The sequence below is a fragment of the Clostridium celatum DSM 1785 genome (assembly GCF_000320405.1).
GTDB classification, from domain to species: Bacteria; Bacillota; Clostridia; order Clostridiales; family Clostridiaceae; genus Clostridium; species Clostridium celatum.
On sequence record NZ_KB291645.1, the window covers coordinates 37637 to 62107 of the forward strand.

At 27.4% G+C, this 24471-nt stretch carries 35 protein-coding genes; 3 read left to right on the forward strand and 32 right to left on the reverse strand.

Annotated features, from left to right (window positions below):
- The first annotated feature begins 232 nt into the window (after positions 1-232).
- Positions 233-532, forward strand: a complete 300-nt coding sequence (locus HMPREF0216_RS07990; protein WP_005213388.1) for a hypothetical protein — start codon at positions 233-235, stop codon at positions 530-532.
- 83 nt (positions 533-615) lie between these two features.
- Here the strand turns inward: HMPREF0216_RS07990 and HMPREF0216_RS07995 are convergent, their stop codons facing one another.
- The 12 genes from HMPREF0216_RS07995 to HMPREF0216_RS08045 form a co-directional block, all read right to left on the reverse strand.
- Positions 616-1581 (reverse strand): IS1595 family transposase, encoded by a 966-nt coding sequence (locus HMPREF0216_RS07995; protein WP_005213389.1) that lies wholly within the window; start codon positions 1579-1581, stop codon positions 616-618.
- A gap of 76 nt (positions 1582-1657) precedes the next feature.
- Complete coding sequence (locus tag HMPREF0216_RS08000; protein WP_005213390.1) at positions 1658-1852, reverse strand: hypothetical protein; 195 nt, start codon at positions 1850-1852, stop codon at positions 1658-1660.
- Positions 1853-1980: 128 nt separating this feature from the next.
- A complete protein-coding gene (locus HMPREF0216_RS16305; protein WP_005213392.1) occupies positions 1981-3618 on the reverse strand; it encodes a DEAD/DEAH box helicase in 1638 nt (545 codons plus the stop codon).
- Positions 3619-4007: 389 nt separating this feature from the next.
- Complete coding sequence (locus HMPREF0216_RS08010) at positions 4008-5747, reverse strand: DEAD/DEAH box helicase family protein (RefSeq protein ID WP_005213393.1); 1740 nt, start codon at positions 5745-5747, stop codon at positions 4008-4010.
- 15 nt (positions 5748-5762) lie between these two features.
- Positions 5763-5966 carry a hypothetical protein gene (locus HMPREF0216_RS08015; protein ID WP_005213395.1) on the reverse strand — a complete coding sequence of 68 codons (204 nt, stop codon included), beginning with the start codon at positions 5964-5966 and terminating at the stop codon, positions 5763-5765.
- Between the two features lie 74 nt (positions 5967-6040).
- Positions 6041-9139, reverse strand: coding sequence for a hypothetical protein (locus HMPREF0216_RS08020; protein ID WP_005213397.1), 3099 nt, complete (start codon positions 9137-9139; stop codon positions 6041-6043).
- A 40-nt stretch (positions 9140-9179) separates the two neighbouring features.
- Complete coding sequence (locus HMPREF0216_RS17085) at positions 9180-9347, reverse strand: DUF5659 domain-containing protein (protein WP_005213399.1); 168 nt, start codon at positions 9345-9347, stop codon at positions 9180-9182.
- A gap of 292 nt (positions 9348-9639) precedes the next feature.
- The gene (locus HMPREF0216_RS08025) at positions 9640-9840 is read right to left on the reverse strand and encodes a hypothetical protein (RefSeq protein WP_005213402.1); all 201 of its coding nucleotides are present in this window, start codon (positions 9838-9840) and stop codon (positions 9640-9642) included.
- A gap of 463 nt (positions 9841-10303) precedes the next feature.
- Entirely contained in the window at positions 10304-10795 is a 492-nt protein-coding gene (locus tag HMPREF0216_RS08030; RefSeq protein ID WP_005213404.1) for a hypothetical protein, read from the reverse strand.
- A 241-nt stretch (positions 10796-11036) separates the two neighbouring features.
- Positions 11037-11273, reverse strand: coding sequence for a hypothetical protein (locus tag HMPREF0216_RS08035; RefSeq protein WP_005213406.1), 237 nt, complete (start codon positions 11271-11273; stop codon positions 11037-11039).
- 45 nt (positions 11274-11318) lie between these two features.
- Positions 11319-11552, reverse strand: coding sequence for a hypothetical protein (locus HMPREF0216_RS08040; protein ID WP_005213408.1), 234 nt, complete (start codon positions 11550-11552; stop codon positions 11319-11321).
- Positions 11553-11570: 18 nt separating this feature from the next.
- Entirely contained in the window at positions 11571-11786 is a 216-nt protein-coding gene (locus HMPREF0216_RS08045; RefSeq protein ID WP_005213414.1) for a hypothetical protein, read from the reverse strand.
- 274 nt (positions 11787-12060) lie between these two features.
- On the opposite strand from HMPREF0216_RS08045, the gene HMPREF0216_RS08050 reads away from it, so the two are divergent.
- Complete coding sequence (locus tag HMPREF0216_RS08050) at positions 12061-12267, forward strand: hypothetical protein (protein ID WP_005213417.1); 207 nt, start codon at positions 12061-12063, stop codon at positions 12265-12267.
- Positions 12268-12274: 7 nt separating this feature from the next.
- Here the strand turns inward: HMPREF0216_RS08050 and HMPREF0216_RS08055 are convergent, their stop codons facing one another.
- From HMPREF0216_RS08055 to HMPREF0216_RS17490, 13 genes are all read right to left on the reverse strand, one after another.
- Entirely contained in the window at positions 12275-13531 is a 1257-nt protein-coding gene (locus HMPREF0216_RS08055) for a hypothetical protein (protein ID WP_005213419.1), read from the reverse strand.
- Between the two features lie 204 nt (positions 13532-13735).
- Complete coding sequence (locus HMPREF0216_RS08060) at positions 13736-13969, reverse strand: hypothetical protein (RefSeq protein ID WP_005213420.1); 234 nt, start codon at positions 13967-13969, stop codon at positions 13736-13738.
- On the reverse strand, positions 13966-14154 hold the full coding sequence (locus tag HMPREF0216_RS08065; RefSeq protein ID WP_005213422.1) for a hypothetical protein: 189 nt from the start codon (positions 14152-14154) through the stop codon (positions 13966-13968). The genes HMPREF0216_RS08060 and HMPREF0216_RS08065 overlap by 4 nt, the downstream gene beginning before the upstream one ends.
- 87 nt (positions 14155-14241) lie before the next feature.
- Positions 14242-14520, reverse strand: a complete 279-nt coding sequence (locus HMPREF0216_RS08070; RefSeq protein WP_005213425.1) for a hypothetical protein — start codon at positions 14518-14520, stop codon at positions 14242-14244.
- Between the two features lie 402 nt (positions 14521-14922).
- The gene (locus HMPREF0216_RS08075; protein ID WP_005213427.1) at positions 14923-15510 is read right to left on the reverse strand and encodes a hypothetical protein; all 588 of its coding nucleotides are present in this window, start codon (positions 15508-15510) and stop codon (positions 14923-14925) included.
- The gene (locus HMPREF0216_RS08080) at positions 15507-16844 is read right to left on the reverse strand and encodes an FtsK/SpoIIIE domain-containing protein (RefSeq protein WP_005213429.1); all 1338 of its coding nucleotides are present in this window, start codon (positions 16842-16844) and stop codon (positions 15507-15509) included. The genes HMPREF0216_RS08075 and HMPREF0216_RS08080 overlap by 4 nt, the downstream gene beginning before the upstream one ends.
- A gap of 15 nt (positions 16845-16859) precedes the next feature.
- Positions 16860-17021, reverse strand: coding sequence for a hypothetical protein (locus HMPREF0216_RS17090; RefSeq protein ID WP_005213430.1), 162 nt, complete (start codon positions 17019-17021; stop codon positions 16860-16862).
- Positions 17012-17215: a hypothetical protein gene (locus HMPREF0216_RS08085; protein WP_005213432.1), complete on the reverse strand. Its 204-nt coding sequence runs from the start codon at positions 17213-17215 to the stop codon at positions 17012-17014. Before HMPREF0216_RS08085 ends, HMPREF0216_RS17090 begins: the two co-directional genes overlap by 10 nt.
- Entirely contained in the window at positions 17191-17355 is a 165-nt protein-coding gene (locus HMPREF0216_RS17095) for a hypothetical protein (RefSeq protein WP_005213433.1), read from the reverse strand. Before HMPREF0216_RS17095 ends, HMPREF0216_RS08085 begins: the two co-directional genes overlap by 25 nt.
- Before the next feature lie 163 nt (positions 17356-17518).
- Entirely contained in the window at positions 17519-17692 is a 174-nt protein-coding gene (locus HMPREF0216_RS17100) for a hypothetical protein (RefSeq protein WP_005213434.1), read from the reverse strand.
- 264 nt (positions 17693-17956) lie between these two features.
- The gene (locus tag HMPREF0216_RS08090; RefSeq protein WP_005213435.1) at positions 17957-18439 is read right to left on the reverse strand and encodes a hypothetical protein; all 483 of its coding nucleotides are present in this window, start codon (positions 18437-18439) and stop codon (positions 17957-17959) included.
- An 87-nt stretch (positions 18440-18526) separates the two neighbouring features.
- Positions 18527-18892 (reverse strand): RNase H1/viroplasmin domain-containing protein, encoded by a 366-nt coding sequence (locus tag HMPREF0216_RS08095; RefSeq protein ID WP_005213436.1) that lies wholly within the window; start codon positions 18890-18892, stop codon positions 18527-18529.
- Positions 18893-19368: 476 nt separating this feature from the next.
- Positions 19369-19545: a hypothetical protein gene (locus tag HMPREF0216_RS17490; protein WP_005213437.1), complete on the reverse strand. Its 177-nt coding sequence runs from the start codon at positions 19543-19545 to the stop codon at positions 19369-19371.
- Positions 19546-19712: 167 nt separating this feature from the next.
- Here HMPREF0216_RS17490 and HMPREF0216_RS08100 point away from each other — a divergent pair, with 167 nt between their 5' ends.
- On the forward strand, positions 19713-20084 hold the full coding sequence (locus HMPREF0216_RS08100) for a YraN family protein (RefSeq protein ID WP_040419445.1): 372 nt from the start codon (positions 19713-19715) through the stop codon (positions 20082-20084).
- Here HMPREF0216_RS08100 and HMPREF0216_RS08105 read toward each other — a convergent pair.
- The 7 genes from HMPREF0216_RS08105 to rpsP all read right to left on the reverse strand — a co-directional run bounded on the left by HMPREF0216_RS08105 (position 20081) and on the right by rpsP (position 24445).
- Positions 20081-20899 carry a ribonuclease HII gene (locus tag HMPREF0216_RS08105; RefSeq protein WP_005213439.1) on the reverse strand — a complete coding sequence of 273 codons (819 nt, stop codon included), beginning with the start codon at positions 20897-20899 and terminating at the stop codon, positions 20081-20083. The two genes, HMPREF0216_RS08100 and HMPREF0216_RS08105, sit on opposite strands and share 4 nt — an antisense overlap.
- 65 nt (positions 20900-20964) lie before the next feature.
- Entirely contained in the window at positions 20965-21918 is a 954-nt protein-coding gene (gene ylqF / locus HMPREF0216_RS08110) for a ribosome biogenesis GTPase YlqF (RefSeq protein WP_005213440.1), read from the reverse strand.
- Positions 21919-22123: 205 nt separating this feature from the next.
- Positions 22124-22474, reverse strand: coding sequence for a 50S ribosomal protein L19 (gene rplS / locus HMPREF0216_RS08115; protein ID WP_005213443.1), 351 nt, complete (start codon positions 22472-22474; stop codon positions 22124-22126).
- A gap of 113 nt (positions 22475-22587) precedes the next feature.
- Positions 22588-23301: a tRNA (guanosine(37)-N1)-methyltransferase TrmD gene (gene trmD, locus HMPREF0216_RS08120; protein WP_005213445.1), complete on the reverse strand. Its 714-nt coding sequence runs from the start codon at positions 23299-23301 to the stop codon at positions 22588-22590.
- Complete coding sequence (gene rimM, locus HMPREF0216_RS08125; RefSeq protein ID WP_040419448.1) at positions 23291-23788, reverse strand: ribosome maturation factor RimM; 498 nt, start codon at positions 23786-23788, stop codon at positions 23291-23293. Before rimM ends, trmD begins: the two co-directional genes overlap by 11 nt.
- A 116-nt stretch (positions 23789-23904) precedes the next feature.
- Positions 23905-24144, reverse strand: coding sequence for a KH domain-containing protein (locus HMPREF0216_RS08130; RefSeq protein WP_005213455.1), 240 nt, complete (start codon positions 24142-24144; stop codon positions 23905-23907).
- Positions 24145-24199: 55 nt separating this feature from the next.
- Positions 24200-24445 (reverse strand): 30S ribosomal protein S16, encoded by a 246-nt coding sequence (rpsP, locus tag HMPREF0216_RS08135; protein ID WP_040419450.1) that lies wholly within the window; start codon positions 24443-24445, stop codon positions 24200-24202.
- Positions 24446-24471 lie beyond the last annotated feature (26 nt).

The following is a 24471-nucleotide window of genomic DNA, read 5'->3' on the forward strand; positions in this document are numbered from 1 at the left end:
GGTGAACAAGCGATGAAGGTTCAAGAAGTAAAGTTGGAAGATGATAAAAGACGCTATAATTGCAAGTTTAAAAAGAAAAATTAAAAAGCTTAAAGAAGAAAATAAAGAACTTAGAGAGCAAGTTAAAATTAATTATGCGGATATTTATAAACAATTATAATTTTGTAAATAATATGCTATAATTAAATAAATTAGAAAAAATGAATAGTGGTATTCATTTGAAGGAGATTTTATGAGAAAAATATTAAAAAATTTTATTTTTATAAGTATTTTTATAGTATTAAGTATTCTTATAATATTAATTAATTTTATGGGCTATGACGATAAAAATATATTATTGATAGGATTAAATCCGATACTTAACTTTCTTGTTTATCAAGAAGGTTTCAGAAATATCATATGGAATGAAGGTCCTAATTTTAATATGTACATCGCACATTTAGTAACATTTATTATCTATGGAGTAATAATTGACATGATTCGCTTTCCTTTTAAATCAATGATAAAAGTTATTAAATCCTCCAAAAATTAAAAAGAATCTTAAAAATTATAAACTAAAGCTCCGATAATTTAAATTATCGGAGCTTTTAATACATATTATATATGTGTATTATATTAAAAGTTTTGTATTTTGTTACTTTTTATAAATTTACTCTTGATAAATAGGTAGTTTGTTAGGAACTTGGTTGAAACACCATTAAACTTTCTTATCCATCTTTTTAAGCTACTATGAAAAGCATTGACTCTTTGAATATTATAAATATCCACAGTTTTTCTCCCGCCCCTAATTTGATGTAATTCAAAATTATGTTGAGCCGCAAATGGGATATAACTCCTATGTTTATCAGTACATAAAATAGAATTTTCTTCAACAACCTCTGATAAAGCCCTATTTATATCAGTATAGTTAGGTCTGCCATCACATATTAAACCAGTATATATATTTCCTAATCTATCTACACCACATAATACACAGGCAAATTCCTTTGATGTACCTCTTGTATTTATTTCTTTGCCACGCTTTCTTGATTCCCTTGGCATAGTAAAATTAGAACTTTTGCTATGATTCCCTTTATAGCTAAGAGCAAAGTATGTCTCATCGAGTTCAATAACACCCTCAAGAGAGCCGTAGCCAATAAATTTTCTAATAGCGTCTATAATTTTATGTCTCCAAAAGAAAGCTGTTGCAATATTAATCTCAACAATTTCGGCACATTGCCTAATAGTGTTACCATTTATCATACATTGAGCATATAGTAGCCATTTATCTAATCCCTTTTTACTACTTGAAACTGGGGATTTAGAAAAATCATTGAAATTTTTTTTGCACTCTGGATTTTGGCATTTATACCTTTGCTTAACTCCATTTTTACCATGATATTTTCCATACTTAGATATTTTGTCATGATTACAAAAAGGACAGCACTTCCCCTTGTTAAATCTATTTTCAGCGATTTCTTCATCTATAGAGTTAGTTATTCCATTTGACACCAATACAGTCTTTAAAAAATCAAATACCTTCTCTTGCTCATATGTATTTAATTGTGAAACTTGCTGAATAACATTATTAACTTTTGGCATAAAAAATCTCCTAAATAGTAGTCATATTGTATATTATAACCATATTTATAGAGGTTAATCAAATTTCAACAGTTTATTAAAACAAAGCCATTATTTTATCAATATCATTTTTTACATTATCTAACCATTCAGAAACAGTATATTCAAAGTCTTCTCTTACTAATGTATTTCTTTCTTCAAAAGGAATCGTTTTTTCCAGCCCTTTATATTTCATTGAAAATTCTAACTTTTCCTCTAACTCTCTAAGTCTATTTAATAATATTTCTTCCATTAGACTTTACCCCCTTATATTTATTTAGTTAAATTAACCATAATTATATAATTCTACATAATAAGGCAAAATCCTTCTAATAAATATTCTATTTTCACCAATACTGGTGTGAAGTAGCACGAACACCTTTAAATTAAGTCCTTTAAAGCAAAATAACAATTTCTCTTAGAAAAGAAACAATGTGCACCCCATTTTGTTTTTACTTTAGCTTTACAAGTTTTCTTTTGAAGTTCTGTAGCTTCTTCATATTTCCATTCGGATTTTTTTTGAATAAAACTAGATCCCTTCTCTAATGCTACACCTTCAATTTCCTCAACTAATTCTTTTAAATTATCTGAATTATTTATTTCTTCTAAATCATATTCCCAATTTTCTTTTTGAATTCTCTTATAAGAAATAAACTCTTTCCCATTATTTAATATGTAATAATCTTCTTTAGAATTAGTAGACAATATAGCAATATCAATTCCTTTAATATCAGTAAAGAACCAGTGGAGGCTACTTATACTAAAAATATTTTCAACTGTTTCATTAAATAAGTCGATTTCTTTTTGTAATATTTTAGCTTCAATTCTTTCTCTTTCCTTACGTTCCTTTTCTTTTCTTTCATATTCTTCTTGTTCTTTTATTATACGTTCTTTTCTTTCTATAAATGTTTCATCTTCATCTAAATCAAAAACACTTCTACCTGTCATTAAATTCATTTTATTTTTAGTAGTAACATCGCATACGTCTAAAATAAGACAATCTTCTTTCTCCTCATATATACGAAGCCCCCTGCCAGCACATTGAGTAAAAAGTATTTTAGATTTTGTTGGCCTTGCCATTATTATACAATCAACACTAGGTTCATCAAAGCCTGTTGTTAACACACCAATATTAGTTAATACTGAAATTTTTCCTTTTTTAAAATCTGCTATTGTCTTAGCTCTTTCTTCAGGAGATAAAGTTGAATCAATATTTTTAGCTACTATTCCAGCTTTATTAAATTCATTAGCTAATTCCTCTGCGTGTTCAATACTAGTGCAAAAACATAATGTTTTCTTTCTATCTTTAGCAAGTTCTATGTATTTATTTACTATTAATTTATTTCTATAATTATTATTTACTGCATTATCTAATTGCCCTAAATTAAATTCTCCACCAACCGTAGAAACATCATCAAGAGAAGTATTAGTATATATAGTTAAACACCTCGGACTACATAAATATCCTTCTTCTACTAAAGATATTATTTCCTTTCTATATACAAAGTCGGAATATACCTCTAATAGTTCCTTATTAAATGGAGTAGCGGTATATCCAATAACCTTTTTAGCTCCAACTTTATCTATGATTTTTTTAACTTGTCCCACCGCACGATGCGTTTCATCTATTTGAAGCATATCAAACTCACCATTAGCTATCATTCTATCTAACCTAGTAGATTTACCATGAATTAAACTTTGTCTAGTTGCAACTATCACTCTTTTATCCACTTCATCAAATTTACCTTGCACACTTCCAATTTCTTCTCTTTGAATAAAAATAGACAGCTTATCTATTGTTTGCTCTCTTAACTCACTTTGATCCACACATATCAATACTCTACCTTTTTCTAAACTAGCCACATAACTCATTATAATTGTTTTACCTGCGCCTGTAGCTAGAAAAGCTATTTTCTTTTCTCCATTTTGCATTCCCTTTATAGCATTAATACATTCTTCTTGGTAAGTACGTAATACAATCCCTTTATTTAAAATTTCTATTTTATTGTTATTTTCCATTATTTTTTACCTCTCTTCTTATTCTAAATTAGTTTTTTCTTATTAATTTGCATAAAAAAAGGATATGCAAAAGATACATACCCTTAATTAGAACTTTAATTTTAAATTATTCCTTGAATTCCCTTTAGAGAAATGATATAATTATGGTATAATGTCTGAATTATATTTAAGTAGTGCAATAAAAAAATTGTCTACCTTTCAAAACCCCGAAACCGTTGGTATCACTAGCTTTGAGGGCATTTTTTCACTCTACAAATGTCCCAAATTTACGCAAAAGTTAAAATTAATATATTAATCTTCAATTTTGCGTAAAAACGGTACATTTATAAACGCAAAAAACACCTTCAAACCCAGTCATAGAGCCACTTCCGAGAGATTAAAAGTACCTATTAATAAGTTGTAAAATATAGAGTTTTCCCCATTTTAGGAATGGTTTTTATTTTGATTCTATTTGTTTTAATAAATTCGCTAAACTCCTCGGATTTAATTACTTTATCCCATGTTTTTCTTCCAAAATCTAAATAATCTCTAACTTCAGTTATAGGAATTCTAACCCTATCCCATTCGTTTAACAGCCATTCTTTTAATAATTCAAAGTTATTCATTTTCTTCATCACCTTTTTACTATCTTTTTTTATTTCTTGCCCTGCTTTATATATGTAAGTTCCATTTCTATTGTTTGTATCTACTATGTACCCTTGTTTCTCTAAATCCTTTTTTACATCAATCCAATTTGCTTCGCTTTTTCCTGCTGGAGCAAAAGCATAATTATAAACTATATGTTTTTTATCTGCATCAGATATTTTAACGCCAACAAATTTATCTGGTAAATTTATTTTAGGTATTTCTACATACATATCGTAAGACTTTAAATTCCCTTCTTCATCACAATACCATTGCCTTTCTTGCCCTTTTTCGTAAAAATATTCTTGTTTACTTGTTCCATTGCTATATAACATTCTACCTTCTTTATCTACATTAGACCATTTAAGGCCACAAAAAAGTATATCATGCCTAACTCTAACTGCTTGTACATGCACATCTTCTCTATTAGAATCTACCAATACAATTTGTATTTTTTCATCTTTATCTTTTAAGTTCCATCCAGTTTGGTAGCTTGAATTTATTATCAATATATCTAAATCAACAGGCAATTCATTATTTTTAATTAAATATTCTCTTAATTGCATTTGATCGTCGCTCATAGTAGGTTCAAATCTTTCAACAATCTCTCCTGTTTTTTCATCTATATCTGGATATTTATTGCCAGCCGTAGGACTACATAGCCACTCAACATTAAATCCTAAAGTTTCTAAATATTCCTTGTATTTTCTCTCTATAGAAATAAAATCCGTATATATTAATACCTTTAATCTATTCTTCTTGACATTATCCCAATCTATACCTCTAATCATATTCCAGCCGCAATGATAATATTTTTTACTATCTATAAAGTACCTGTCCAATTTTTCAATCAACCTATCATTAAGCACATTACTTATATTCAACTCATTGTTATTGTTAAACTGATATCTATCAACGGGCTGTCTAGTTGCCGTCATTGCAATAATCAAAACTTTATCTGCTAAAGAATTTAATTTACTTATTAATAGCCCTAAATTACTAGATTTAAAATCATAATAATAATTAAACAACTGGTGGAATTCGTCCATGATAATGCAACTTATATACTTCTTTATTAAATTATTGCATTTTTCATCTTTAACCAATAAAGATAATGTTTGATAGCTTATTACCTTTATAGTGCCATTATCTTCACTTAATAACTTTTTTAATTTAGAGCTTTCTTTAGCTTCAATTAACATTCCTTTCTTTTTAGCTTCAGCTATTAAGGGATAATCATTTATCACAGAGTCCATTAACATTTTAGTATCGCACACCCATAAAACCACAGATAATCTATTCTTAAAGTTTAATATTTCATTATAAAAGTCTGTATATCGAGCAGTGTTATTTATAAAATCATTCATCATAAAATAACTTTTTCCACAACCTGGAAAGCCCTCTAATAAATTGATAACACCATTTTTAAATTTTATTGAATATGTATTCATTAACTTTGTAACTGTAAGTAACCCCTCATGCCCTTCTACCATTTTTCTATTCATTCAGTTTATTCTCCTTTACTTTTTATTTGCATTTTTATGTAGTAAATCCATTACTAAATCATATATTTCTCTAAATTTTTCATCATTAACAAAACTATATACAAAGCTACCTTCCTCAAATTTATTAGGGTACATAAATGGATGTTGTCCTGTTAATACCTCAATTGTTGTAGCTATGTCTTTATTTTTTATAATGTAATATTTACTTGTATTTTTCATTATTTTTTACCTCTCTTTTCTTGACTTATAAATTTTAATCTCCACTAATACAAGGCAAGGGGTAGCACCCCTGCCTAACAAACCTTTAACCAAACCGTACCACTTTTAGCTTCTTCATAAGCTAACTCTTTCTTTTTTGTGTTCCAATCAAAACTAACTTTATAGATTCCATTAAATTTATCTAAATATTCAGGACATAAAACTCCAATTTTATTTCCTTTACAGTAAAGTTCATTATCTTTAATTTCAGCTTCATTACTTAATTCTTGATGTGTTAACTTCATTATTCTTATTTTTTTAACTAATCCTTCTTTTTCTAACTTACTCAATATCTCTTCTTTATTACTCAAATTGCCTACCTCTTTTTCTTTCTTTATAGCTTTATACTTTTCACCATTCCAAGCGTATTCACCATCTTCAACTTTAATTAATGTGTCTGTTTTACTTTCCATATTCTTTAAAACTTGATAAAAATAATCGTCCCAAAAGTATAATGTCATAAATCTAATAGTTGCATTTTTCTTTTTCAAAGTAGCTGCAACTACATCAATGCCAATGTTATCTAATGCCTTTATTTTATTAAACGTCTCTACATCTATCTTATTGTATTCTTTGGTATTACCATTTAAAACCTTTCTTACATACTCTCTAGCTTTACTATTTTCATCATAAATATTAATTAATCTTTCATCTATATCAGCTTCCTTATCACCTAAAATAGCTTTTATAAACGCTTTAGTTCCTTCGGTATTTCCACTTGCAATATCTTTTAATGGATTTATTAATTCTTTTACAATATAAGCTGAATACTTATCCATTACATTATTACTTGTTTTATTAATTATATCTTTGCAATTACTTATCTTTCCTTTTCCATTACATTCACATTTTCCTAAATAGTGCATAAATCTAGGTTTATATAATTTTTTATGCTTATTTAAATCTTTAATCAACCATTTAGGAATATCTGATAATGTTTTAGGCTTGTCTATTGCCAGTTGTGAAGCTAATAATATTTCAAAAAAATCATTTTTATAATTCTTATACTCAATTTCCCTATACTTCTTTTGTTCATCTTCGGTAAATTCACAAATATATTTAATATCATTTTCTTTGATATATTTTTTAAATAATTCAGTCGAGGCATTATTATACATATCCCACAAGTTATTTATTACCTTTAAATGCATTTCCCAAGTACATTCTTCTTCTTCGTAATCATATAAATAAAAATCTTCTTCTCTATAAATATAATTATTAACCCTAAAGAATTCTTTTTTATCAATATTCCTATTCAGACTTTTTAAATATTCTTTCCTTACAACATCATAGCTTTTAACCGTACCATCTTTATATATTAAAGTATTATAAGAACTAACTTTTCCGCACAATTTAGTATTTTTTATAGCTATTTTACCTATTAAATTACCTGCACTATTCCAAATATCTTCATATACTTGTTTTTTAGTAAATAAATGTTTTACAGTATCACCATCATCAACATTTATAAATGGTGCTTCCTCTTTAATAATTGCATCAATAAGAATTTTATTATTAACTATTCCAAATAAATCTCCATCCAAATCAGCTCCACTTTTTTGAAATAAAAAATCATCGAAACAATTAATAAATAGTATTTCTTGTGTATAATCTTTCAATAATTCCTTTTCTATTAAATTTATCTTTGTAATTTCTGCATAATACGCAATTGGATTTCTATAAGACAATCTTTCACCAGTTTGTCCACCCTGACTAAATTCCCCTTTAGATAATCCATTATTTCCTCTATCTTTAGTCATTAAAACATTGCAATAAGTAATAGGATCACATACTCCTACTGTTATTTCTCCGTCTACTATTATCTTTCCACCCGCTAATTGATTTAATCTTTTAATAAGTTGAGATTTTATGGTATGTCTTATGTATCTCCACTTTAAACAATCTTCTCCAATTCTATCTATTATTAAATCTAATTTATTAGTTATTGTTGCGCTTTCTTCTATATTAGTTAACCAGTCTCCTAGCGCCAACTTTAAATAGTTTATATCCTTCATATTAATAACATTTTTGTATTGTTCTATTATTGGTTTAGCTATTTCAATTAATTCTTCGGCACTTACGTTTAAATTTTGTAAAACTTGATAATTTAAAGTTATTCTATTCTTTAACTTCTTAGGATCTTTATTTATTTTACTTATATAAATAGCTTTATTTAAATCATTATATTTACTATCCTTGTATATTGGATAAATTGTTTCTTCCCACCTAGTACCAGATGCTACATCCCACTTATTTATGTACTTAGCTTGGGTGCTGTTTAGTATCATATCTATATTTTCTATATCTCTCAAACATCCGAATATATCTTTTATGTAATATCTATCATTTTCCTTCTTAAAAGTATCCGTATCAGCTTTATAATTAGTTTTAAAATATTTCACAAAATCAAAATTCAAAACTACTCCCTTTACAGCTAGACCATGATACATACGAATTATTGCAAATTCTACATCATAATCTACCTTCATAGAGTTTTTAATAATTTCAGCCATTTTAGAAGACATTAGTCCACCGCCATCATTTATAATATGTGACATGTCATATTCTTCAGCAACTAATTTACCATCTTTTATATAGCTATACATTTCTTTATTGTTATATGTAAATTCATCTACAAAGCATATACTAGGCATATATTTTACTATTTCTGTACCTGTTAGACCTAAAGCCTTTTTACTTGTATATTCTTTATTAGTACATATATTTTTACCTTCCATTTCTTTTATCTTTCCGCCGCTTAAAGTATCTTCAAATTCTTCTATAAAATCTTTATACTTTTCCGCTATGTAAATTGACTGTATTTTAAAATCTAAATCTAATACTTCATCATGCTCTTCTATTTTCATTCCAGATGGTGTTGTATTTAATTCGATATATCTTTCGCCCTTATATGTAATTCCTTCAATTAATTCATTTAGTCCATTTTCTTCACTCAAAGAAACTTTTATAATTCCCTCTAAAAGTTCATTATTATTTATTTCATTTTCCCTATAAACTTCAAAACATCTAAACATATAAGAATCACTTAAATCTATATGCTTTTCAAATTTTCCTTCCCATTTTCCTTCTTGATCTTTAACCATTTTAACCATTTCTAATTTAATTCTTTTCATAAATTCTTTTCCCCCTTGATATTATTAGATTATTATTAGATTATTTTTTATATTGTTCCATAGCTTGTCTAAGCTCGTTACTATCTTCAAAAGCAAAAACATTCCATTTAGGATTTTCTTTATTAGGCATTATTTTTATAATTTCAAAGCCTTTTTCTTGTAAATATCTGCACATTTTAAATGTTTTAATTATGTACCATTTTTTCATTATTATCCTCCTTCGATTGTTATTAGATTATTATTTTAATCCACCTATACTGGAAGGCTAAGGATTTAGCCGACCTATAAAACTTTTTGTTGACTTACTTATAAAATTAATGTATTATAATATTATAGTATTCTGGTTATATTATACGTTTTTATAGATAAATTTAATTATACCACTATTTGCATATTGTTGTAAATAGTGTTTATTTGCTTTTAAATCATATCCTGAGACGTTTTAATCTTAGACATATCTTTATTGTCTAACTTTTTAAAATTGATTTTAACCTTAAATTTTAGCGTTTTTCTTCGAGTGTAGACTTAAAGTTATTCCAACCTTCTTCAATTTTAATTACTTGACTTATATTTAGTTCTCTTTTAGCTGTATCGCTTAAATATGTAGATAATATAGATCTATCTATACCTATCTTTCCAGAAATCCATGCCGTTGAACTACCATACTTCTCTTTAAATTCTTTGATTTGTTGTTTAATCATTTTTATTCCTCCTTTTAATATTAACGTTGATGTTGTAAAAAAAATATATAAAAGGGGTTACCCTTTTTTAAAACTTCTATCCATATTTGTGCTTTAGTAAATAACATTTCTAAAACAGGTTCTTCATATGAACTTATTTAAGAATGTTTAGAATTTTATTTTTTACTCTCTACCATAAAGCCCCATTGATAAATTTTCTGCAAGCTAGTGATACCAACGGTTTCGGGGTTATGAAAAAAATGATGTGCTGCATTTTTAGGACATCTTTATGTTCTTTTTCCTATCCATTTACACATTTTTGTTAGAATCGCTACAACCATTGATATAACTATGTTAGGGGTTATTTTATGCTTTTTTGTTTTAAATTAGAATCGCTACAACCATTGGTATCACTAGGTTTAAAGGTGCTTGACAAATGCTACAGGATAATTAAAAAGGGCAACAATTAAGCTACCCTTGAAAATTAAATATCTAATGACATAAAATCTATATTTAAAGTTTCTTCTCGTATAATATTATAGAACTCTTCATCCAATAGACATGATGGAAACTCTTCTTTATTTAAAAATTCAGGACATAAATCGCTAAGCGTAAATAAAGCGTTATCTATTAAATATTCTTCTAAATCTAATAACAGAGAGTCTATAAAGGTAATATAAGAAAATCCTCTTTGCTCTCCAGTATATAGTTCCCAAAGCTCTTCTTTGGAAAAATCACTTTCATTTTCAATCTTTAAAAGCTCCACATACTTATAATTTTTACTTCTACAAACCACCTCATATTTATTACTATTTATAAATTTAAAATTTACCCACTTTTGTGCATATTCTTTTATATTTGCTTTTTTAATTCTTATCCTTAATTCGTTTGTTAGAAAAACTATGTTTTCGTCAATCCACTTATAAATAGCTTCTCTATCTTTTTCTCCATCACTCATAATCATAACTCTTTTCATTTAATTCTCTCCCTTTTATTCATATTTTTAATTCCTTTAATTATTGGATTAATTATTACCATTTAATTATATCTCAAAAAAGGCCTTCTAAAATTTTTTAAAAAGAATTATGCTATTTTTGAGATATATTTACTCATCTTTTAACTATCTAAATCTACTATTTAACTAAATTATTCTATATAGATGTATTCCTGTTGGTATTCATCTATTAATATCAATTTAGAAAGTGCATTAGCAACAGTTACACCAATTCAATTTTGTAATATTCATCGTCTGCAAATAATACTGTCATTTCTTCGTCTAAAAATTCTATAAAAGTTATAATTCCGCTAATAATTTTATCCCAAAATTCGTTAAATTTATTACTGTTAACTTGTACCATTTCCCCATTTATTAATATATCTCTATTATCCTCTGCTGCACATTGCAAAAAGCAAGCCACTTCTAATTGCATTTCATTTAATTTATTATTTCTCATTTTATTATCCCCCTCATATTCTCCATTTTATTTATTATGTTAATTTTAAATAACTTGTTTAAAACTATTTTCTATACCTAGAATAGTTAGTTTTACCTGAAACTCATCTTGAGTTTTTAAGAAGTTATAGTATTCTTTAAATTCTTTTCTATCTTCTTTAGTTACATCTTTTAAAGTTTTTCTGCCTAGAACTCCCAGATAATAAAACACTTCTAACTGCTCCTTATTATGCCTTCTTAACTCTTTTAATCCTACTAAGTTAATAACCTTTTCCTCCATATACCCATCCCCTCATATTTATTTTTTAACTACATAGTAATATTTGGTTGCTATTTTTTTATTAAAATCACTTAATACTAGACTGCTTTCGTTTAAATAAATTCTAGCTTTTACTATATCGTCTTCAATCAAAGCTAAGTAATTACCTAAGAATTTATCCTCGGTTTTTACCAATTCAATTTTATTACAACTAACAGATAGTCCGAGCGCATCTATATGATATCTTAATTCCATTATTTCACCTCTTTAAATTCTTTAAAATTAGACAATGTATCTGGTCTACCATTTTTAATTAGCCACTTTGCATAATCCCAAATTAATTCTTTACTCATTTCTTTTTTCCTCCTGTTTGTTTTATCAACCTTATGTACTTATTATAAACCTTTTGGTTTCGTTGAGTCAATACTTTTTAGTAACTTTTTTAACTCTATTTTATATTTTTAAACTTTTTGGTTGTTCTATTTGAGGTTAAATATGATATAATATAATATAAGGTAGGTGAATACATATGAATATTACAAAGGAAATAAAAAAAATAATGGTTGATGATGATATTACAATAACTCAATTAAACGATATGCTTAATAATAAAAATAACACAGACTATAGCCCACAAAATTTGAGTAAAAAATTAAATAAAGATGATATAAAATTTGGAGATGCTGAGGATATATTAGCTGTTCTTGGATATGAAATTAAAATAATAAAAAAATAAAGAGTAGCTACATTAATAGCTGCTCTATTATCACTTTCCTAGCTTTTATATATTCTTCTTCATACACCGCTTCATATTCTCTCTTATATTTATTATACAATTCTGTATTTGCTAAACTATAGTACTCTTCGCTTATTCTCCATCCTGACTTCATTTTTATATATATTTCAAATTCAAGTTTTGCAATTATATTAGGATCTAGCATCATATAAATTGAAATATTATCTATCCTTTTTATTTTTTTTACTTTTTTATATAATGTAATTTCTTTATAACAATTATCTTTTTCCATTTCTATTGTTAACTTTATCTTATTAAAATCCACTCCTACACACATATTAATAATTGGCCTATACATTTTTTTACCTATAATAACATTATTAAATTCATAAAACGCAAGTTCATTTAATAATTTAACTCTATAAATTTCTCTGTTTTTTTCTTGTTTACTATTTTCTATTACAGGTTTATATTTCTTATTTAATATAATAAATAATTCAAATCCCCGGTTTTTATGAATGATTTTAAATCTATCTCTTAAAGTTCTAAATTGTTTAAATGATAAAATTTTCTCAACACTAAAATATGCAATTGTTTCACTATCATATTCACTATATAGCTTAAGTTTTCTAATTTCCTCATCCAATCTTCTATAGTTTACATTTTCTTTCTCAATAAAATATAACCTTCTTCCATCCTCATCATTTTTGATATAAATTAAATCACCTAATATTGCATTTTTATCACTATTATAATGTCCTAAATACAAATAATTCTTATACTTTACCTTATATTCAACCTCAAGCTTATTTTTACTAAATTTAAAGGATATTAATTCACGGCTCTCAATAAATACAAATATATATCTCAAATACTTATATTCACTAGATAAATATTTTCTAGTTCCCCTTTTACTTGTTTTAAAGCACTCACTATCAAATAATATTATTTCAATATTATCATTTTTATTAATCTTCTTAATTAAACTCAAATTATCTACAAATGCTATTAAAATTCCTTTTATAGGTTTACCAATATTATTATTTTTTATAATTATATCCAAATTTGCATAATCTTTTTCTATTTCACTTAATGGTACTCCTTCTCTTTTCATTTCTATTGCATAAAAATACTTTTTATCTTCTCCAAATAAATCAACTCTCTTTAAACAAGTTCTAAAATCAACTTCATTCTGCAATATCCTTATACCCTTTTCACTTTCAATGTAGTCAATAACATAATCATACATATCTAACTCTAACATCTAATCCTACCTATACAAGCCCTTATAATTCGACTTTACACATATATTTATTTATATAAGTATAACCATAATTTTATATGCTATTCCAAAATAAAAACGCTTATTAGAGGAATAAACAAAGAGACGGACATTTTGGGGACATCTTTATTTTGAATATTATATAAATAAAAATAAAGCAAGGTTAATTAAAACCCTGCCTATTTACTAACTAAAGAAAGCTATAATTTTATCTAGTATGTTATTTATTCCTTCTACTAAAGAAAATATTTCACTTCCTGTTATTGCTGCGTAAATACTTAATCCTAGACTATAAAGCTCAATCCCTACGCAGATCCAACCACAGAAGGCTATAACGTCTGCATAATCTTTTTTACCAAAACATCGTAATGCCTTTTGACTTATATAAGCAACTGCACCAACTTTAATTAAGCTTATCATAGCAATGCACCTAATTTAGCTATAAGTTCTACTATAAAATAAACCGCCATGGCTCCTAATCCTGCCAATCCTGATATGTTAATGAAACTGGCCATATCAGACTTACCAAACGCATTTAATACCTTTTCTGCAACTGCTGAACCAACTCCAATTCCTAACATTGTAATAATTGTTGTAACGTTCATAATTAATCCCCCGAATAAATTATTTTTTAATGGTTATACTATTGATAATAGAAGGAAACGGGGAAATTCCCCCTCTCCTAAATTTTTTTACTTAGCCTTTGGATACTTCTTAATATTTCCATTTGGATAAGTAACTGTGATCACATTTAAAGGTTGTTCCTGCACTTTAGGAATAGCCTTTTTATTTTTCTTGTTTAGGCTTTTAAATGCCCTCTTAGCATAAATATCTACTTCCTTAAATATAGCCCACACAAGCCTTGTAACTCCTTTTATAGTCCTCTTTATCCATCTCGGAATTAATAACCAAATCACGTTCATAGCGATAAGTAAAATAATAGTTTCTTTTAATAGTTGGCCTAAGTGCATAATATATGCCTCCTTTAGTGTAATTCTTATATCTAATTAAATAAATAACAGTTATACTTTATAGCTTCTAGTGTAGTTATACATGGGCTATACATCTCATATAGGTGTCCTGAATTAGGATTAAGCACAAAACTTGACCTTATACCAAAACGCTTATATGAGCCTGTACAAGTCATATATAATTAACCACAAACTACCAATATAATTGTATTTATTTAACAAATATAGCTTGTCTATAGATACTATATCTTCCTTTTGCACATCTCAAAAATTAAACTTTTGTGATATGTACTAAGGGGAACTCCCCTTATATCCCCTCCCATCGGGATTTTATAAAATTACACTATAAGTCGCTTACACCTGCTCTATCTTAACGTGTTTAACGGAAACTTCGTGGATATATCAAATTAGTACTTTAGCGACATCTTCTAAGGATGTTTTTAACTGTACTATATTCATATCTGTCTTATTGTCTTTACTGTAGTCTTTATTTGTATTCTGAATTATAACAATTAAAGGTAATACATTATTTGTTTCTCGTAGGATTTTATCTATTATTAATATAAATCTATTAATATCTACATAATCATGTCTTAATTCAACTTCTAATAGTTGATAGTATCTATATCCATTAAAAGTAAAACTGATTAAAGCATCTGGTATAACTCCACCAAAATCTTTCTCAACCTCTATTCTTTCTATATCAGCACCTAAACTTTTTAATTCTGCTAAATAATCTATTACTAAAATGTCATGCTTAGATAATTTCTTTAATTTACTTTCTTTGGGTATATATATAATTTGTCTAGTTTCCGAATTAGTAAATTTTTTTATATAGTCGCTACTTTCGGATATTTTTTTAAGCCTTCTTCTGGCTAGATCATAACTTACTTTACTACCTGAATAGAATATCTTACCTGCTTGTTCTATAGTTATAAATCCAATATCACATATAAAATTTATTATTTCTCGTTCTCTATCCGTAATCATATTTTCTCCCTTCCCTTTTTAGGCTTTTCTGTTAATACTGGTAACTTAGTTTTATCTATTACAATCACATTATCAGAAGGCTTATACGGTACATACCCCTCTATCTGTGCTATATTCTCTTTCAATATATCTTCTGTAGTTTTACTATAGATATGTGTAGGTGTATATTCCTCGGATTTTTCTTTGCTTTTTTTAATGTTTTTTATTATCTTTAAATCTCGGAATAAATCTCTATGATTAGTTTGTAAATAAGGTTTTATAGCTGTATAAATGCTTTTATTATCGACTAATGGAACTAATCCATAATTATAATTATTTGTATAATATATAAATTCTCTTTGATCTAGTCCTAGTGCCATACTAGGATCATCTAAAGCCACCTCACTTGACTTACTATTATTCTGCCTAAAAGAAATCTTGCAAGTGCATTGTGATTTAATAAATGATGATATATTATCTACAGTTGGTCTTTGTAGGCTACATATAAGAAATACGCCTAATCCTGCACCATATTGAGCTATCTTTTCTATCTTAGATACAATTATCTCTTTCATTTCCTTTTCTTCCTTACAGCAACCTTTAGTATTGAATAAGGAACTCATCTCATCAAAAATTACATATACTGTAGACATTTTATCCATTGCTCTTATTCTATTGTAATCCATGTAGTTATCTGCCTTAGCTACTTTTCGGAATGGTTTTATTAATTCACTTCTTTCGTCCATCTTATTTTCTATGTGTTCCAATACAGTTAGTGTTTTTTCTAATGTCTCTGCAAAGGCTCTAGTCTGTTTACAATCTTCGTACAAGATCAGATCACTCTTTGCTACTTGGCACAAATACAATTCAAGTTCCTTTTCGGTACAGTTAGTTACTAATGAAGTTAATATACAATCTGTCATTTTAGATTTTCCCGATCTAGTGCCGCCAGTAACAAGAATATGAGGCCATTTTACCATATCCATTAATATTGGTTCTCCTGTATAGTTGTTTCCTAAATATATCTGCCATGGTTTCAACTTCTCTAGTGGCTCAAATTTCAATTTACTTGGCGTAGTAAATATAAATTCTGCTGCAATTAAATTACTTCTCTTAGCCTTATTAAACACGCACATACAACCATAACTATCTTGGATATATTCCCTGTTACTTTCTAATTTTTCTAAGCTTAATCCATCTACAATAAGGATTAATGCCTTGTACCCATAGCTTGTAATTTCAGTCTTATTAAGGCTATAAGTCTGCTTCATTTTATTATATAATCCTAGATTGCTCATTAAGCTTATCCACTTTTTCTCGAATTTAGCTATTTTCATACTTTCCCTTATAGCCACAATAATTACCTCCTATTAAAATAAAGATTTATTATCTGCCTCATCTAATTTCTTATACTGTCTTAAAGTACGTCTGCAACTCATAACTCTTAATTTTTCACCTTTACCCCTAAATTTAACAACACAACAACCAATAACAGTAAATCCAATCCACGATCCTATTAATATTAATTCCATAGTTTAACCTCGAAATTAGTTTTATCGGTAACAACATAGACGGTTTTAGAGTCTACGTTAAAATAGAATTTAACATCTTCAGAATATTTAACACCTGCTTCCTTTAAGAAATTATCCAACTCTTTTCTTATTTCTGGGATACTTAATTGTTTTAATCCGATCTCAATTATTAATTCTCTCTTACCCTTTGACATTCTGCTCTCTCCTTTTCAAATTCTTTTTTTAATAAATCTTTTATATATCCAGCTTTTGCACTTTTATTATTTATCCAATTATATAATTCAAATTCTTCGCTGTTGTTTTTAAAACTTACTGCAATTGTTAATGCTTTCATTTTTAAGTCCTCCAAAATTTAATATCAGTTACTGGGTGTAACTTACTCCTTTTTTAAGAAATGCTATTTCGATATGCTGTTTTGAAATGTTTTATAATATATCTTATGCGTAAATTACCTAAAGTTTCCTAAAATTAACTAAATTTTTGTAAAAAAATAAAGCCTACTTTTTAGCAGACTTCTTTTTATAATCTTCGTATATTAATTGCATTATATAATTATGCTTTCCTATTACTTTTCCTTGCTCCTCTAAGTAATCCCACAGTTTCATTTGTAAATCATCACTTTTGGTAAATCTTAACTCTAAATATTCATATCGTTCTTTTTTTGTTACCATCTTGCGCACCTCTATTTCCAACTATTATGTTTAATTATATCATAATTGGATATAATTGTAACGAGGTGATATAATGACATTTAATTTAATAACTTTATTTATAATTACAGTATTAATAGCTTTAGTTATAGCTACAATAGTTACATAATATATTTTAAATAACTTTAGAAATACTTTAAAAGAATTAAGCGAAATCCGTACAGAGCTACTTAATAATATTACCAAATGATACCATTTACCTTATACACTTTCATTGTAATAACTCTATTTATCCCATCCAAGTAATCTATTTTCTATTTCTTCATATGTTAAATACCCCTCTGAATTTCCTTCATCACGATTTCTAGAATCAAAATTATTAAAACTGCTATATTTTTTATCAAACTCTTCTATTTGTTTCACATAGAAATCATTCATTTCCTTATTTATTTTTTCATTATATTGTGATATAACAGCATCTCTATATGCTGGAATTGCCATTAGCTCATCTTTATCTACAGTCATCTTATAAAGTTCTTGGCTTAATGTGTTAAGTGGATATGTTAATTTCCATTTATGAATTTTTCTTAAACATTGTTGTACATTAACAAATCCATAATGTATAATTAATTGTTTTAGCCATTTAGCATCATCATCATTTTTTATATATTTTACAAAATCATATTTCTTACAACAATCCCAAATATAGTTAAATTCATCTTGAATATATCTTTTTGATAATAAATCTCCAATTTCTTCTCTTACCACTCCAACATTTACTCCTTCATATTTAAAACTTTTATTATTATATCTATTATATATATTATAAATTTTAAAATAAAGACTTGTTTTTAATTAACATAACCATTCTTTTATTAATTCTATAAGTATCTTATTTTTATCTATGTTCATCTCATCACATTTACTTTCAAACTCTTCTATTATTTCTTTATCTATTTTTACACCTTTAAACACATTTGCAATAGATACAGTAGATTTCTTTTTATTTATGCTATAATCTTTAGCTTTACTATTTTCTTCTAATTTCTTATTTACATCCTTTATCGATCCTAAATACTCTAATGCTTCTTCTTCAGTTTTAAATGATTTATAAATACTAGGATAACCCAATACAAGTTCCTTACATTCATCCCAACTACTAACTATCTTATCCGTAACGCCTTTTCCTTTCTTTATAGCATAGTATTTATTTTTAGACATATCTATTATTCACCCTTCTTTACTTTAAACTTCTTACTTCATCCTTAAATCTTGGTATCTTAACTATATCAAATAAAAATTTTAAAATAAAGACTTGTTTTTACAATTTATAACAATTAGGCTTGGTAGGGGGAACTAGAGCGAGATATAGTTAACCCTAGAAAAACAAGGTTAACAAATCTTAGGCTATGGCTTTTTTCACCATCGCTTCGACACCAGTCTTGTTGAATTAAACACGCTTTAACTAATTACAATACGCCCATAATTAGCACCTTAACGGCTTACGTGAGTCCCGATATTTCTATCCGTATGAATCCACCCACTATACTTTTGATTGCTAATCCTGTAGCCCCGAGAGTATCGTATCTTACTCGGCTGACGACGCATCGTATATGACTGGCAATACAATACTCCGAGTCCTTTTCTTGTCGGGGACTAACCATAGATTTATTTCAAAATAGGCTTTACTATGTTTCCTATGCCTTAATGCGGACTTTCCTATAATATAATTGTTCCATAGCAAGTCTGTCTAATATCTTGCTTACGTAACCAATTATATTAAAACTTGGAATACCTTTTATTATATCCACTTCAACATTTATAAGAATTCCTTCTAATCCCCTATGTGTAACACTAATTATATTTAAAGCCATAAAATCTTTCCTTTCATTTTTATAGTTATTTCTTCATTATTGACATTGATTTATTTATTTAACCTATTTTTGAATAAAAAAAATTTTATAGTCTAACATTTAAATAAACTATGCAAATTCAACTAATTAAATCCCAAGTTTATAAATTTACATTAAGAGGTGGTTTTATGAAAAAGTATAATAAGGCTATTGGTGATTATGGCGAAAAAATTGCAGCAGAATATTTAAAAAGTAATGGATATAAAATTCTAGATATGAATTTTAGAAATAAAGTTGGTGAAATAGATATAATTTGTACTTTTAATAATATTTTAATTTTTTGCGAAATAAAAAGTAGGTATACTAACTCATATGGTAATCCAATAGAGTCAGTAACCTACTCAAAGCAAAAACAAATTATAAAACTTTCAAATCTTTATATACTTTCAAAAAAATACTTTAATTATAATATTAGATATGACGTCATTGAAATTAATTTAAATAATTCCAATGACTTCTTCAAATTAAATCATTTAAAAGATGCTTTTAGAACTTATTAATCTGATAAAATATTAGTTAAAAACGATAACCTATGTATTTCTGTAGGCCCAAACTTTTTAAGTCCTTCAATATGTTTACTTGTTCCATATCCAGCATTCTCTTCAAAAGCGAAACCTGAATACTTTAAGCTATATTCTTTCATTAAATTATCTCTATATACCTTGGCTACAATAGATGCAGCAGCTATACAAGCTGATTTAGTATCTCCTTTAATTACAGATTTATTATCTATTTGTATTCCCTTTACAGTATATCCGTCAGATAAAACTAAATCCGGCTTTATCTTTAAGTTCATACAAGCTTCTAAGAAAACCTCATTATTGCAAACTCCAATACCTTTTTCATCAATTTCCTTAGCACTACGTGAAGATATAAAATATGCTAATGCTTTTTCCTTAATTATCTCTGCTAATTCTTCTCTTTTCTTTTCATTTAACTTTTTAGAGTCATTAATATAAAGTATTAACTCATCATCTATAACATTTAAGTCTAAAACAACAGCACATGATACTATTGGTCCTGCAAGTGGCCCTCTCCCTACTTCATCTACTCCTGCAACAACTTTATAATCTCCAAAAGATTTATCGAAATCATACATACCTCTAACTCTATTAATTTCATCTTGTAACTTTTTAATATCTTTTTGAAGCTTAACACCTAAAGCATTTACATTTTTTCTACTATCTTTAGCTAATTTAGTAATTACTCTTTCAAGTTCTTCACTATGTAATAATTGCTTAATATCAATAACAGAAACCATTTCTTTTAATTCTTTATAATTCAATTTAGATATATCTTTATTTAATATTTCCATGCTAATTTACTCCTTTAATAACTTTAAAAGTTAGTTCGTAAATATTTACCTTTAATATATCTATATTATCTTTTTTCATTTTTCTTTTCTCTTCTTTTCTCTTTTCTTATTCTTCTTTTTCTATCTAATGCAGTTTCCTCTTTTTTTATAACCTTCTTTTCCTCAATAACATCATCTGGACGCTCTAAAGATATATTACCAATTTTTCCGCCTCTAAATTCATCTAAAAGCATTACTGCTATTCTATTATAATCAATTGCGCCACCAGAAACTAAACAACCTCTTTTTCTCGCTATTGCATCTAAAGTTTCTAATGGGTCTTCAAAAACTTCCTCTATCTTATATCTAGCCTTAAGTTCATTTGGATAATATTTTTGCAGTCTTTTAACTAGCATATATGCTAATTCTTCTATATCCATAATTTCATCTTTAATAGCTCCAGTAAAAGCTAAATTTAAAGCTGTTGTTTCATCTTCAAATTTTGGCCATAATACTCCTGGAGTATCTAACATTTCCATATCAAAAGCTGTTTTTATCCATTGCTTACTCTTAGTAACACCAGCTCTATCTCCTGTTTTAGCAATATTATTTTTTGCCATTTTATTTATAAATGTAGATTTACCACAGTTAGGTACTCCAACTACCATAACTCTCATCATAAATTTAACTAATCCCTTAGCCTTAGCTCTCTCATGCTTTTCTTTTAATAATTCTAAAAGTGCTGGCTTAATTTGTTGTAATCCTTGACCTCTTAAACAATTAACTTCAAGTACTTTTACATTTTCATTAGATAATTCCTTAATCCAAGCTTTTGTAACCTTACTTTCTGTTAAATCACTTTTATTTAAAAGAATTATTCTTGGCTTTCCGCTACATAATTTATCGATATCAGGATTTGCTGAACTTCTTGGAATTCTAGCATCTCTAATTTCTATTACAGCATCTACAAGTTTTAAATTTTCTTTTATTTCTCTTTGAGTTTTTTTCATATGACCTGGGAACCAATTTATTTGTGCCATAATGCTACCTCCTCTTATGAATCTATATATTTTATTGTTGACATTTTCTTTACATCCAAAACAATATTCCCTATTAACAAATTTAAGTTTTAATATATTAAATGAATAAATTTATTTTATAAATTCTAATTTTAGAATTTCATTTATATTATTGCAAGAAAAAAGGGACTTAATACTAAGTCCCTTCATATCTTATCAACTTAAATTATCTAGTTAATAATTCTTTAACTTTAGCAGCCTTACCTACTCTATCTCTTAAGTAGAATAACTTAGCTCTTCTAACTTTACCTCTTCTAGTAACTTCCATCTTTTCGATGATTGGTGAGTTAACTGGGAAAGTTCTTTCAACTCCAACACCGTAAGCTAATCTTCTTACTGTGAAAGTTTCTCTTAAACCACCGTTTTGTCTTTTAATAACAGTACCTTCGAACATTTGGATTCTTTCTCTGTTACCTTCTTTAACTTTAACGTGTAACTTAACATTATCCCCAACGTGGAATTCTGGTAAGTCATTTCTGATTTGTTCTGCTTCTATAGCTCTTAAAATTTCGTTCATTGTGTATTCCCTCCTAAATGATAATTGACGCTCTTAACAAATTTTTTTGACAGCGGAACGCCCGTACTAACACAAAAGTTATTGTAACATAAGTATTCTTATATTTCAAGCAATTATTTTTTACCATTCAACATTTTTTTATCTTCTTTTGTTAGCTCAACATATTTATATAAATCAGGTCTTCTTTCTCTAGTTATCTCAAGAGATTTTAACCTTCTCCATTTTCTTATATTCTCATGATGTCCTGACATTAATACTTCCGGAACACTTTCTCCTTCAAAAACTTCTGGTCTTGTATATTGTGGATATTCAAGTAGTCCTTCGGAAAATGATTCATCTTCATGACTTTCTGATTTATTTAAAACACCTGGTACTAATCTTAAAATAGAGTCTATGACTGGTATAGCTGCCATCTCTCCACCTGTTAATACAAAATCGCCCAAAGAAATCTCCATATCAACTTCTTTAAATGCCCTTTCATCAATTCCCTCATAATGTCCACAAAGAAAAATTAGGTTTTCTTCTTTTGAAAGTTCACTTGCTAATTTTTGATTAAAAGTTTTTCCTTTAGGCCCTAAAAATATAACTTTCCCATTATTATTTCTCTTACAAGCTCTTATAGAATCAACTACTGGTTGCGCTGACATAACCATACCAGCTCCACCACCATAAGGATAATCATCTACCTTCTTATGTTTATTTAAAGTATAATCTCTTATATTTATAGGCTCTATTTCTATTAATCCCTTATCTTGAGCCTTTCCTATTATACTATGATTGAAAATATCAAACATCTCTGGGAATAGAGTTAGAATATTAATCTTCATCCATCCATTCTCCTACTGGTCTAACTGTTATTTTTCTCTCATCTATATTAATATCAAGAACTATACTCTTTAATACAGGTATTAAAAGTTCTTTAGGCTTTCTTATCCAATATACATCATTATTTTTAGTTTGAATTACATCGTAAATTTTTCCTAACTCTTTACCTTCTGTATCAAAAACAGTACATTCTCTTAAATCTGCAAGGAAGTAGCAGTCTTCTTCTAATTCAACTGCATTTTCTCTTTCAACTTCCATAAATTTTTCTTTAAGTCTTTCAGCATCTTCTATTTTATCTATACCTTCTAACTTTACTATTATTCTATCCTTTTGATATTTACATCTTTCTATATTAACTTCTTTGCCATTAATTAATACATATTCTAAATCATCAAATCTTCTTGGATCATCAGTTAAAGGAATTACCTTTACTTCTCCTTTTAATCCATGAGTATTTACTATTTTTCCAACCTTTAAATTCTTACTCACCGTTTTCACCTCTTATGTTAACTTAATTTTTAATAACAATTATTATTTTATTTTTACATATTAGTTATACCAAACTTTTTAAAAAATATCAAAAATAAAAAAGAGTTAGGAAAATCCTAACTCTTTACATCGATAATTTCAACTACTACTTTTTGATCTTCGTTTAGTGCTGCGGCTTTTACTACGGTTCTAATAGCTTTCGCTACTCTACCTTGTTTACCGATTACCTTACCCATATCTTCAGGAGCAACCCTTAATTCAAGAATTAAGCCTTGCTCTCCTTGAATTTCATTTACATGAACTTCTTCAGGATTATCCACTAGGGACTTAGCAATTATTTCAACTAAATCTTTCATAAGAGTCTGCAAATACTATGTACTAATGTAATTTGCAGAGTTCACCTCCTAAAAATTACTTGTTAAGACCTACTGTGTTGAATAGTCTCTTAACTACGTCTGTAGGTTGAGCACCATTGTTTATCCATTTTGTAGCTTTTTCTTCATCGATTTTGATGTCTGCAGGTTCTGTTATTGGATTGTAGTACCCGATTTCTTCGATGAATCTACCATCTCTTGGGCTTCTTGAATCAGCAACAACAACTCTGTAGAAAGGAGCTTTCTTAGCACCCATTCTTCTTAATCTGATTTTTACTGCCATTAATTTCACCTCCTTTAAAGGGTTAT